Annotated in this window: 4 protein-coding genes; 3 read left to right on the top strand and 1 reads right to left on the bottom strand. The window is 67.2% G+C overall.

Annotated features, from left to right (window positions below; genetic code table 11):
* Positions 1 to 735: 735 nt before the first annotated feature.
* Both MFF24_RS27930 and proA read left to right on the top strand, forming a co-directional pair.
* Positions 736 to 4902, top strand: coding sequence for a peptidoglycan-binding protein (locus tag MFF24_RS27930; RefSeq protein WP_238229128.1), 4167 nt, complete (start codon positions 736 to 738; stop codon positions 4900 to 4902).
* Positions 4899 to 10874: an anti-phage protein ProA gene (gene proA, locus MFF24_RS27925; protein WP_238229127.1), complete on the top strand. Its 5976-nt coding sequence runs from the start codon at positions 4899 to 4901 to the stop codon at positions 10872 to 10874. Before MFF24_RS27930 ends, proA begins: the two co-directional genes overlap by 4 nt.
* A 253-nt stretch (positions 10875 to 11127) precedes the next feature.
* Here the strand turns inward: proA and MFF24_RS27920 are convergent, their stop codons facing one another.
* A complete protein-coding gene (locus MFF24_RS27920) occupies positions 11128 to 12330 on the bottom strand; it encodes a zinc metalloprotease (protein ID WP_238229126.1) in 1203 nt (400 codons plus the stop codon).
* A 482-nt stretch (positions 12331 to 12812) separates the two neighbouring features.
* On the opposite strand from MFF24_RS27920, the gene MFF24_RS27915 reads away from it, so the two are divergent.
* Positions 12813 to 13051, top strand: a 239-nt coding sequence (locus MFF24_RS27915; protein WP_238229125.1) for a DUF6894 family protein, incomplete at its 3' end; no start/stop codon positions are given.

Raw genomic sequence — 13051 nt, 5'->3', positions numbered from 1 at the left:
ATCGACCATCTGCCGCCGGAACTCGGCGGGGTATGCGGGGCGGGTCTTGGGCATCGGGCAAACACCTCACGCGAAAGCGATCTCGGTGTCCATCAAACCGGGGCAATCCCAATTTCCGAACTAGACGAAGACGCTCTAAGCACCCTTGCGCGCTAAACGTTCCGGCACCTGACGCTCGCGATCTGAAGCTTGGCTGCTCATGATGGGCAGTTCTTACCCATCTTATTGGCGTGAGATGGATTGAAGCTGCTCGGATACCAGCCGGCAGCTTCAGCGCGACTGCGCTTGCTGTCGTGCCGACTTGCGCAATCGCCCTCAACTATCACGGCGCAGTTATTGCACCTGACCGGTGCTCTCCCTCTTCGCCAACCTGTTGCTGCCCGACTTGTCGGCCATGACCCTGCCGCTCCTGGCCAAGAGCAGGACGTTCTCAGCGCCGGACATAGTTCGACCAGCGGCATGGTGATGTGAGAAGCGGTCGATCAATAGGGATTAGGCAAGCGCGGGTGCTGCATACAAGCCGATCGCGACGCATGCGCCCAGTAGGCGTTTCACTCGCCTCGAGAATTTCAGAGCATGGAGAGCGCCCGTAGCGCCGGTGAGGCCACTGTTTGCACTTGGGTGCTGTTGTCTAGCAACCCCGTGTCACAATTTCATTCGGTGTCGCGTCCGCAACCTTGAATGGCTCTGCCAGACGAGCGAAACAGCTCGAAACAAGGGATATAGGGTGCCGACATGGCCCGGGGCGGAGTGCGCGGATTTCTGCAGGTCGTGGCGGCGGCCGCCTCGATTGTCCCGGCTTCCGCACAAGTCACGCCGCTCGATATATTCGGCGGCCTCCTCGGTGCGGCTCAGGTTCAGACCGCGCGTGACGCTTGGGCACGCTTGTCCAACACCGATCGATTCTGCGTCGACCGCGCCCTGACTCGGCGCAACGGTGACTTAGCCGGGCTGATCCAACGCGGCATTGGGCCGGACGACGGCCGGCTCGGTGGCATTTTCGCCGAGTGCCGCCGCTTCACGGAACCGAACCTGCGGCGCAGCGTCAGTTGCACGGTGCGGGACGAGAACGGCTGGTCGGTGGCAAGCACCTGCAACCAGTCTTTCGCCTACCGGGGTGATGGGGAGATTCACGCCGTCGAGCCGCGCGAAGCGATCGAGCTGCACTTTTCAGGTACGCCGATCATCGTGACCGAAGTCGAGACGGGCGAGGCGCGTGACCTCCGCCGCGCGCGGGCGGAGGCTCAAGGGAGGACCGAGCAGCTTCAGGTGCTCAAAACCACCCTCGCAAACTACCAGCGCGACGCGTCCCCGGTGGTGCGCTCCGAAGCCGCCCGGCTTCAGGCACGCATCGAGGGGCAGCTCTCGTCCCGCTCAGGTCCCAATGCGGTCGATACGGAGACGATCGGCCGGGAGGTCGGCGGCCTCGGCACGCTGTCGCAGGCCGAGTCCGTCCGCCTCTCTGCCCTCGACCGCCTGAGCAGCCTGCGCGCGCAGGCGGAGGCGCGCACCAAGGCCGACGCGCCCGACCACCTGAAGCAGCGGCTGGCCAACCTGCGCAAGGAGGCTGTGGCCCTGTCCGAGCCGCCGCGTCCGTCCCAGCCGCCAAAGCCGGCCGCGAGCCTCCTTAGCCTCGGACCTTCCTTCGATTGCGAACGGGCCAACACGCCGCTGCCGATCCTGATCTGCGAGGATGCCGGACTGCGCCGCATCGACTTGGAGATGGCACGCCCGTTCTACGCCCTGCGCCACCTCAAACCCGAAGCCGGAACCGATCTGAAGGCGGAATCGAACGATTTCGTGAAGCGCACGATCGAGACCTGCCGCATCCCGGAGACGGGCAAGGCGACGGCGTCGCTTCGAGGACGGGCGGTGCCATGCATCGCCGCCGCCTACCAGCGTCAGAAGGAGGTCTGGGCGGCGCGCGCCATGCGCGAGGGATCGGCGGCGGCCCGTCAGGAACTCGGCCGGCCGATTGAGGAGCATGTGCGTTTGCAGGAGGCGCTGCGCAGCGCGGGCTACCTGCCTGCCGACGCGAACGCCGACGGCGTCTATGGCGGGATCACACGCAAGGCGATCACGGCCTTTTCGGATGCGCAGGGACTCGGCGGCGACGGATTTCTCGGCAACGCGCTCGCGGATCGGCTCGGCCGGGAAATGGCACCCGCCCCGAGCGTCGTCCTCGTCACGGATTCCGGCCTGCCTGGACGCATCGAGGCCACGGCACGGCGTTACGACGCCTACCTCGCCGATCTCGGGAAAGAGGAGCGGGATCGGACCACGCGGGTGGAGGCGCAGCGCCGGCTCGACGACCTGCGCCAGCGCGTCCAGACGCTCCTGGCCGGTCCGGTGCCGGAGGATCTGCGCCCCGAACTGACCCTGCTGGTCCAGCAAACCGCGGAAGCTTCGCCTCGTGATCCCGCAGCCGTCCTGCCGACACTCGTGCAGCGATTCGAGCAGGTCGAGCCGCGGGTGCGCGAGGCCGAGGCGGTACAACGTGCCGTGACCGACAGGAACCGCTTTCTCGTCGAGGGCGAAAGTGGCGACCTCCTCCTGCTCTACAACAGCTCTCCGCGCGCGGCGGCGGTGATGCGCGGCCTCGACGGCAACCTGGTCTTCGATCCTGAGCGCACCGTCGCCTGCGCCCTGCCGGACGCGCCGGCCGACCGCATCGCCCTCGAACAGCTCGTGGCCAAGGCACGCGCCATCGGCGCTCCGGTCCGGGAGACGCTGGCACGCTGCACCAGCGCACAGCAGCAAAGCGCCGACCTCATCGTCTTCGAGCGCGGCGCGTTGCGCGCGCAGGCCGGGCTGTTCGGGACCATCGCTTCGGCGATCGAGACCGGTGTCTACGCGCTCGCCGGGACGGTCCTGAAGGTCGACATCGACGCCGCGCGCCAGGCGGAGGGCATCCGCGCGGCGGAGGCAGAGGGCGAGGTCGCCCGCGGGACGTCGGACGGCCTCGCCGTCCTCGCCTTCGCTCCGGGCTCGCGCACGATCTGCCGCATCGCCGCCGGCGAGAAGGCGCTGCACGATCGGCTTCTGGAACCCCTCGACGCCTTGCTGAAGGCGGAGCTGCGTGGGGCGACGACGGTGGTGACGGCGAGCGCCGACGGAGCGTTCCTGTCAATCAAGCGCGGGCAATGCGGTGCCGTCTACGGAAGCGCCAAGGATCTCGCCCTTCTGGTGAAGGGCCTCACCCGCGACGGCGTCGCATTCCGCTACCTGCCGATCTGGATCGCACCCGAGGCGGTTGCCAAGGCGCAGGCGGCGCTGGCCGAGCAGGACAGCGCGCAGCGCGAGAGGCGCGAAGCCGAGGATCGCGCGCGCCGGCGCGAGGAAGCCCAGCGCAGCCGCACCTCCCTCGTCGAACGCCTGAAGCGGGACGCGGCCGAAGCGGATGCCACGCTGAAGGGCGGCATCCCGCAGGATCTCCACACCTTCCTTTCCGGCTTCGTTGCCGAGGTGGCCGGGATCACGCCGGAGACGCCCGACGACCGGCTGAAGGAACTTGCCGAGGCTTATGCCGCCCGCCGCGCGCGGATCGACGAGGCGGCGCGGCTCGCGCGCGCCGTGACGGCCAGGAGCCGCTTCCTGATCGAGGGCGAGCGGGGCGACCTCATCGCGCTCTACAACGACAGCGGCAAGGCGCCCTCCGTGGTGCGCAACCTGCGCGGCGAACTGGTGTTCGAGGACGGGCGGGCCGCCGCCTGCCTGTATCACGCACCCCTGTCGGACGTGTTCCTGAACCGGCAGATCCGCGACCGCGGCGCAGCGCTCGGGGCCAAGCTCGACCTGCCGCTCGCCGCCTGCGGGCCGAACGATCTCGCGAAGCAGGATCTGGTCTTCGCCGAGCGCGAGCGCCTGCTGCGCGAGCCGGTCGATCGGATGATCACACTAGTCGAGGCCGTCAACGGCAACCTATTCGCGCGGCTTACCATAATCGACGCCAGCGCGCTCGCCGCCGCGAGGCAAGCGGAGGCCGCCAAGGCAAACGAAATCGAGGCCCTTGTGCGTGGCCGGAAGGGCGACGGCTTCGGCGTCGTGGTGGTGCCCAATGCGTCGAGCGTGCTGTGCCGGGTCGCATCCGACCAAGCCGAGGGGCATGCGGCGATCCTCGATCGGTTGACGGACCGAATCGGCGACGAGCTGCCGGGGCAGCCCGTCATCACGCCGACCTCCGCCGACGGAGCCTTCATTGCGGTGAAGCGGGGCGAGTGCGGGGCGGTCTACGCGTCGGCCTCGGACCTCCCCACGCTCGTCGAGGCGATGTCCCGGGACGGTCTGACTCACCGTTTCCTGCCGCTCTGGATCGAAGCGGCCGAGGTCGCGCAGACGCAGGCCGAGATCGACCAGAGCAAGACCCGCAGCGCCGAGGAGCAGTTCAAGCGCCAGCGTGAGCTGGAGGAGCGGCGCAAGCTCGATCTTGAGAAGCAGAACGAGGAGAGCGTCCGCCGTGCCGCACAGGAACGGGCCCTGCGCGCGCAGTACGGCGAGCGAGCACGCTTCTTCGAGCAGGCGCTCGGCGAGGAGGCCCGGGGCTTCGCGAGCGGCGTTCAGACCGCAAGCTTCACGAGCAAGTATCCCGGCCTCGCCCGGCATTATCAGGCCCAGCGCGATGACCGCTGGGAGTTCATGTCGATCGAGACGCAGGTGCTCGACTACGGCACCGCCCTCTACAAGGACCGCCCGCTGGAGACCGCGCTGGCGACGACGCGGATCAGGATGCGCAACCGCATCAAGGGCGAGTATCAGGACGTCTGCTACGTGACCGGCTACGTCAACGATGCCGAGTTCAGCGTCACGCGGGATCCCTTCGGCGAGACCTGCGACGAAGTTGGCCCCAAGCTCGCGCGCTACAAGCAGGGCGAGCGCTTCACCAGTCGATGGATCGCGCCGTGAATCTTGAGACGATTGAACCCGTCGCAGAAGTCGGGGCCGGGGACACCGTCCGACTCGGTTGCACGGCCACGGAACATGTCAGCCTCGCCTACCACGAGAACGCGATCCCGGTGATTCGGGAGATCGTGATCGCGAACGGGTCGGAGCAGGATCTCATCGACCTGAGCGTGCGAATAGAGAGCCGGCCAGCGGTGGTGCAGCCGTTGACGTTGCGGATCGACCGCGTCCCGGCGGGATCGAACCACCACATTGAGACTCCGGATGTCCGCCTGGATGCGGCGTGTCTCGCGGGCTTCACCGAGGCGAGCCGCCTCGAACTGACGGTGATCCTCGGCGACGCGGGCGGCGAGCGGGCCCGGACGGTTGCCGAGATGCGCCTGCTGCCGCCCTCGCACTGGGGCGGCGGCCGAAGCGCGCCGGAACTGCTTGCAGCCTTCGTCCGCCCCAACGACCCGGCCGTCGACGTCGTCCTGCGCGACGCCGCGACGAAGCTCGGCGAAGCGGGCCGCGAGACCGGCCTGAACGGCTACACCACCGGCCGGAAGGCGCGCGCCTGGGAGCTGTCCGAGGCGATCTGGGCCGCCCTCGCCGACCGCCGCATCGCGTACGTGCTGCCGCCCGCAAGCTTCGAACAGGCGGGCCAGAAGGTCCGTGGCCCGACCGACGTGCTGGAGCGCAAGGTCGGCACCTGCCTCGACCTCTCGCTTCTCTACGCCGCCTGCCTCGAACAGGCCGGCCTCAATCCGATTCTCGTTCTGACCGTCGGCCACGCCTTCGTCGGCGTCTGGCTTCAGGACGCGGATTTTGCAAGCGCCACAGTCGACGACATGCAGCTCCTGCGCAAGCGGCGCGACCTTCAGGATCTGATCCTCGTCGAGACAACCCTGCTGACGGGTCATCCGCCGGCCTCGTTCAGGGCCGCGACGGAGCAGGGCCGTGTTCAGGTTGAGGATACGGCCCCGGCCGCGCTCGAAGTCGCCATCGATGTCCGGCGCTGCCGTCGCCGCGGCATCCGCCCGATGGATCTCGGTGACGGAAGGTCGTCCGAGGTAGCGCCTTCGCCGACCGCGCCTCTGAACCAGCCGCTGTCCGCGCCGCCAGCCTTCGACGAGGAGGCGCGTGCGCCCGTCGATGAGGCCCCCGAGACCGCGGTCGGGCGCATGGAGCGCTGGAAGCGCAAGCTTCTCGATCTGACGCTGCGCAACAAGCTCCTGAACTTCAAGCCGGGGAAAGGCTCGGTCGTCCTCGAATGCATCGCCCCCGGAGCGCTGGAGGACGGCCTCGCGGCAGGCCACGAGTACCGGCTGAAACCCGTCTCGGACGTGCTGAGCGGGTCCGACGAGCGCAGCGCCGACCTCTACGCCCGCCGCCATCACGACGATGGCAGGCGCAGCTACCTTGAGGCCGCGCTCGCCCGCAGGGAGATCTACACGACCTCCACCGAGGCGGATCTCGACCGCCGCCTGCTCGATCTCTATCGCCTCGCTCGCAATGGCTTCGAGGAGGGGGGCGCCAACATCCTCTTCCTCGCCATCGGCTTCCTGTCGTGGACGCGCAAGGAGGGCGAGGCCGCCTACCGTGCCCCGCTGCTGCTGATCCCGGTCTCGCTCAAACGCTCCAGCGTGCGTGCCGGCTTCCGGCTGGCGCTGCACGACGACGAGGTGCGGATCAACCCGACCCTACTCGAAATGCTGCGGGAAGATTTCAAGCTGCGGATGCCCGACCTCGAGGGCGAGCTGCCGCGAGATGCATCCGGGATCGACGTCGACGGCATCTTCCGCATCGTGCGCACCCATATGCGCGACCTGCGCGGGTGGGAGGTCGTGCCCGACGTGGTGCTCTCGGCCTTCTCCTTCACCAAGTACCTGATGTGGAAGGACTTGGTCGATCGGGCCGAACTCCTGAAGCGCAGCCCCGTGGTGCGCCACCTGATCGAGACGCCGAAACATTCCTACGGCGATGGCAGCCCCTTTCCCGAACCGGCACGGCTCGACCGGGAGCATCCGCCGGAATCCGTCTTCGCGCCGCTCTCTGCGGATTCCTCCCAGCTCTCCGCCGTCCTGGCGGCGGCCCAGGGCAAGGACTTCGTCCTGTTCGGCCCGCCCGGCACCGGCAAGAGCCAGACCATCGGCAACATGATCGCTCAGTGCCTCGCCCAGGGGCGCACGGTGCTGTTCGTCTCCCAGAAGACGGCGGCCCTCGAAGTAGTCCAGCGCCGCCTGCAGGAGATCGGCCTCGGCGATTACTGCCTGGAGGTGCATTCCACCAAGGCCCAGAAATCGGCGGTGCTGGGGCAACTGCGCCGGGCCTGGCACGAGCGCTCGACGCCGTCGCAGGGAGCCTGGAACGCGGCCACGAGCGAGCTCGCAAGTCTGCGCGACGAGCTGAACGACCTCGTCAACGCACTGCATCGGCGCCGGGAGAACGGCCTCTCAGCCTACGAAGCCTTCGGGCGCGTGATCGCGACCGGCGGCGATGAGCCGGGGCTGGTTCTCGGCTGGCCCGACCATCGCGCGCACGACGAGACGACCCTGGCAACCCTGCGCGCGGGGTGTCGTGAACTGCGTCCCGTCCTGTCCACCGTTGGCTCCCTGGTGGATCACCCTCTGCAAGGCGTCTCGGCGACGCAATGGTCGCCGGTCTGGCGCGACGAAATGAGCGCGGCGATAAAGGCCCTGGAAGACGCGCTGACGGCCCTTCGCACGAGCGGACAGGTGTTCGCCGAAGCCCTCGGTCTCACGTCGCTTCTCTCGACCTATGCCGGGACACGCGGCCTGCTGCTGCTCGGCAACTGCCTCGTGCGCCCCGAGGCCCGCTGCGGCGCCGCCTTCCTGGCCGACGGTTCGGGCGACCTGCGCCGGGCGGTGGCCGCGCGGGAACGCTTCCAGGCGACGAAGGCCGAACGCCTCGGCCGCCTTTCCGGCCGCTACCGTCCCGGTATCTTCGACCAGAATCTCCCGGAGCTTCTCGCCGAGTGGGTCGCGGCGCAAGGGTCGAACTTCCTGGTCCGCGGCGGCAAGCTGAGACGAGTGAGCGAGAAGGTTAAGCCCTATGCCGAGGGCGAGCCTCCGGCCGATCTCGGCCCCGATCTAACGGGGCTGATCGAGGTCGCCAAGCACCTCCAGGCCGGCTGTCTGGAGGAGCTGTATCTCGCCCGGCTCGGCCTTCCATGGAGCAATCCGGAATTGCCTGCCGCCGAGTTCGAGCCGGCGATAGCCTGGGCCGAAAAGGCGGAGCCGCTGCTCGATATCCTCGGCCCCCTGTCCGTTGGCGTCGAGGGCCTGCGCGACCGGCTCGTGCAGCTCGTCGAGCGCCAGTCGCGGGTTCTGGCCGAGGGCGGCCGCATCGCGCAGAGCTACGCCGCCTTCGCGCAGGACCGGGCGCGGGTGATCGAGGCGACGAAGCTACTCTCGCGGCTCGCGGGGCGCCCCGAACCCGAGGAGCCGCTCGCGGCGGAGGCCGACTGGATCGAGACCAGCATCGCCCTGGCACGCCGCTGGGCGTCCGGGCTTGGGCGCGCCCAGGGCTGGTGCGCGTGGCAGGCGGCGGCGCAGAATGCCCGCAGCACCGGCCTGACACCGCTAATCGAGGCCCTGGAAGAGGGCCGTGTCGCACCCGACCGGGCCGAGGCGGCGTTCGAGGCGGCTTACGCCCGCTGGTGGATCGACCGTGTCGTCAGCGACGACCCGATCCTGCGTCGCTTCCTGCCGGAGCGCCATGAGGACGCGATCGCACGCTTCCGGGCCGCCGACGCGCGGGTCACCGAACTCTCGAAACAGGTCGTGCGCTCGCGCCTCGGTGGAGGCATTCCGGGTCCGACGGCCTTCGGGGCCGATCCGGAATGGGGTACGCTCTCACACGAATTGACGAAGAAGACGCAGCACATGCCGCTGCGCAAGCTCTTCGGGAAGATGCCGAGTGCGCTGACCAAGCTCACCCCCTGCGTGATGATGAGCCCGCTCTCGATCGCGCAGTACCTGCCGCCCGACAAGGAGCCGTTCGACGTCGTCATCTTCGACGAGGCCTCGCAGATCTCCCCCTGGGATGCCGTCGGCGCGATCGCCCGGGGCAAGCAGGTCGTCATCGTCGGCGATCCCGAACAATTGCCGCCCACCAATGTCGGCGACCGCGGCGTCGACGAGATCGAGGATGGCAGCGACGTCAGCGACCAGGAGTCGATTCTCGACGAGTGCTTGGCCGCCAACATCCCGCGGCGGAATCTCGATTGGCACTATCGCAGCCGCCACGAGAGCCTGATCGCCTTCTCGAACGCCCACTATTACGGCGGTCGCCTCGTCACCTTCCCCTCTCCGGTGACCGACGACCGGGCAGTGCGCCTGACGCTCGTTCCGGATGGGCTATACGAGCGCGGTTCCGGCCGCGTGAACCGGCCCGAGGCCCGTGCCGTCGTCGCCGAGATCGTCCGCCGCCTGCGCGACCCTGGCTTCGAGCGTGAGCGCCGTTCCCTCGGCATCGTCACCTTCAACGGCGAGCAGCAGCGGCTGATCGAAAACCTGCTCGACGAGCAGCGGCGCTCCTATCCGGAACTGGAGCCGTTCTTCGACCGGGATCGCTGGCACGAGCCCGTCTTCGTGAAAAACCTCGAGAACGTGCAGGGTGACGAGCGCGACGCCATCATCTTCTCGGTCGCCGTCGGGCCCGACCAGACCGGCCGTCCGGTCAGCACGGTGTCCTCGCTCAATAAGGATGGCGGGCATCGCCGCCTGAACGTGGCCATCACCCGCGCCCGGCGCGAGCTCGTCGTGTTCGCCTCCCTCCGCCCCGAGCAGATCGACCTCGGACGCACCCGGGCGCGGGGCGTACGCGACTTCAAGCACTTCCTCGAATTCGCTGATCGCGGCGCACGGGCGCTCGCGGAGGCCTTCGCGCCCACGGGCGGCGACGTGGAGTCGCCGTTCGAGGCCGCCGTGATGGCCGGGCTCCAGGCCAAAGGCTGGACCGTTCACACCCAGATCGGCGTGTCGGGCTTCCGGATCGATCTCGGCATCGTCCATCCCGATGCGCCGGGCCGCTACCTTGCGGGCGTCGAGTGCGACGGCGCGACCTATCACAGCTCCGCCACGGCGCGCGACCGCGACCGTCTGCGCGAGCACGTGCTGACCGATCTCGGCTGGCGCATCCGGCGGGTCTGGAGCACCGAGTGGTGGATGGATGCGGAAGGCGCACTGGCCAAGCTCGACCAGCGCCTGCGCGAGGATCTCGAAACTGACCGAGCGCGTGCAGAGGTCGCCGCGGCGGAAATGCCAATCGCAGACAACAATGATGCAGTCCCAGCAATCATCGAAGCCTCGGGCGCTTTAGTTTCCACGCCTGCGGAAGAGGCTGCTCTTGAACGGATCCGGGCTCCAGATCTTGAGAAGGAACCCACGGTACAGCGCCTCTATGCCGACCAGCAATCGACCGTTCTGCCGGATTTGTCGAACCCAGAACCCCGAGCGGGAGGGGCTTACCGTCTAGCGGACCCATCCGAAATCGGGATCTTGATCGATCCTGAGCGATTCTACGAAGCCTCTTATCGCCCCGTCCTCGAAGCTATGATCATGCACGTATTGAATGTCGAAGGACCCATCTACGAAGACGTGCTCCTTCGACGCATTGCACGCGCTCATGGCCTACAACGAGTGGGACACCTCGTCCGCGAGGCTGTTCTGGATCAGGTTCCCGCCTCCATCGCACGAACCGAAGACGACGATCGGCCGGTCCTATGGCCGCCGGATACGGAGCCTCTAGCGAGCCACCCGTACCGCACAGCCGCGTCCGGCCTGCGCAACCACACCGATACGCCGATGGCGGAACTCGTTGGACTGGCAGGTACAATCCGCTCCGAAGTGCCCAAAGCCGAACGTGTTCGGCTCATGGCTCAAACAATCGGACTATCACGGGTCGAGGCATCGACGCGCGCGCGGTTCGAGCGCGCAACCGAATTGGCCTGCCAGATCAGGCTATCCTGATGCAAAACGAAAGTATGCGCTTGTCGCAATGCGCGCTGAACTGACCGGATGGTTTTAGACCGGCTTGATTGCGAGGATCAGCCAGAGCTGAAGGTGTCGGAGATGCGGCGAGGTCAGAAGGCTAGCGCGGAGCAGGTGATGCTCACCCGGCTTGCAGGTGCTCGTGGATCTCGAAATCCGGTTGCGGCCGGAAGCCGACGCAGGTCCGGAGCGTAGACAGACGACGATGGATCGAGTTCGCCACCGTCCGGTCTCAATCTCTACGGAGTTTCCGCGCGATCTGTCGCTTCTTGCGCACGACTCCCGACGGAAGATGCGCGGCACGGACCTCCCGGAGGTGTGCCCCCGCCTTGATCAGGTCGGCCTCGTAGCCTCGCGGAGCGCAGGCCGGCTTGTGCGGCTTCATCCAACCAAGCGCGGCCGTGTAAGTGAGAAACGCGGGGGTCGTGTTGCCGGGGTCGACCGGGAGGCGGTGCATCACCGCCTCCCGGTAGCTCTCCCAATCGTCTCGCGCGATGAGCGGTTGGCGTAGTCCGATTGCACGCATCAGGAGCGGCTTGTCCCAGACGAGGATGGCTACGCGTTCCTCCTCTCGCGTCGGGTGGAGGACGCGCAACCGCGTCTCGGGCGCAGTAAGGATGTGCCCGGGCACGCCAGCATAACGGGCCGAGAGCGTATAACGGCCCGGCTCGTCGAAGATCGCGCCGTCCGCGTCAAACGCGACGAAGATCCCGTCGAACGCGACTCGCCCTCCGGGAGCCAGCCGGCGCAGCCGGTGATTCTGACAGAGGGCGAACGGGGCACGGACGAGCCGAACCTCACCGCGCGGCTTCACGATCGTGACGGTCAGAAGGCCGTCGCTCGGGTCGAACGCCTTCGCGTAGCGCAGCGCACTCGTTCCCTCATTCACGAGTTGCACCTTGAGGAAGACCGGTTCACCGAAGACGTAGTGCGGCTTCAGCGAGCCGATCTGCAGGAGCGGCCGGGCTCGCTCGTCTCCGTCCTCCGGCTCCGGAACGTCCCGAAAGGCGGCGTCGCCGACCCTTCCGCCGCTCAGGAGATTGCTTCGGCGCGTGGCGTAGGCGCAGGCCCCGGGGGCTATATCGGCGTGCGGAGCGTGACAGAGGAAGTGCCGCTCGCGCTCGTCGAAGCTGTGATCAAATCCGTTCCAGAAGACCTCCGGGTCGAGACGGCTCGGATAGTTCATCCAAGTCAGGGCGGAGTCGCGCCCGTCGTCGAAGGCGTGAGGCAGGTTCAAGCCATGCCCGATCTCGTGCACGAGGGTGAAGAGAACCTCGCGCTTCCAGTCCTTGCTGCCGGGGGCGTAGTCCGTGATCCCCTTGGAAGCGAGGAAGACCGCGACGCCCTGACGGGGAAAGGCGTCCTCGTCCGTGCTTACGTCGTACAGGACGCCGCTGACGTCCCCGTAGCCGCGCCCGTCGAAGCGCCCACCCATCAGAACATTGAGCCACCAGGGATCGGCGGCCCGCGCCGGAGGCTTGCCCCAGCCAAGGGGAGGGGCGCATGTTTGAGGCAGAGGCTTGGGTGGCGCTCGCGGGCGTCGTCGGCGCAGTCGCGTTCACACTGGCCGGGCGACGAGCCTGGGATCGCTTCCTGCTCTGGTGAAGCAGCAGAGCGCAATGCAGCGGCACGGCCGGTTGAAGGAACGACCTCGCCTGAGCGCGCTTCTCACCCGGGCCGTCATAGTGATTACAACTTCTAGTTTAAGAAAACCGGGAAGCGCGTTAGAGCGCATTTGCTGCAGCGAACGTCAAGACTCCTTTTGAGAAACAATAGAAAGGCAATACATTATATTCTTACCACATAAATTAAGGGCAAGATTAATATTTGTTCAAATCATATTGATTGCTGAGCCTAATTGATCTTAGTCACGCGACGCGGGTTGCTCTCCGATGGCACATTTGCGGAGCGGTGGCGATGCCCATCTTCTTCTTCGACGTACGGTGCCCGATGGGCCTAGAGCCCGATGAAACGGGCCTTGAGTTCGCAAACGCTGAGGTGGCGTACCTCAAAGCCTGCGAAGCCATTCCGGACCTAACGGCCGAGCTAGAGCTGTTGCCGATCAATCTGGATCGTATGCGTCGTAGCCGGCCGCTGCGAGGCAGTTGCGGCATTGCTTTGGGGAGAGGCTGTCGAAGGCTGATCGGATTGCCGCT

This window comes from Methylorubrum aminovorans (assembly GCF_022179725.1).
Taxonomy (GTDB): Bacteria; Pseudomonadota; Alphaproteobacteria; order Rhizobiales; family Beijerinckiaceae; genus Methylobacterium; species Methylobacterium aminovorans.
The sequence above is the reverse complement of the archived record's forward strand: the minus strand, read 5'-3'. Positions and strand labels throughout refer to the sequence as shown.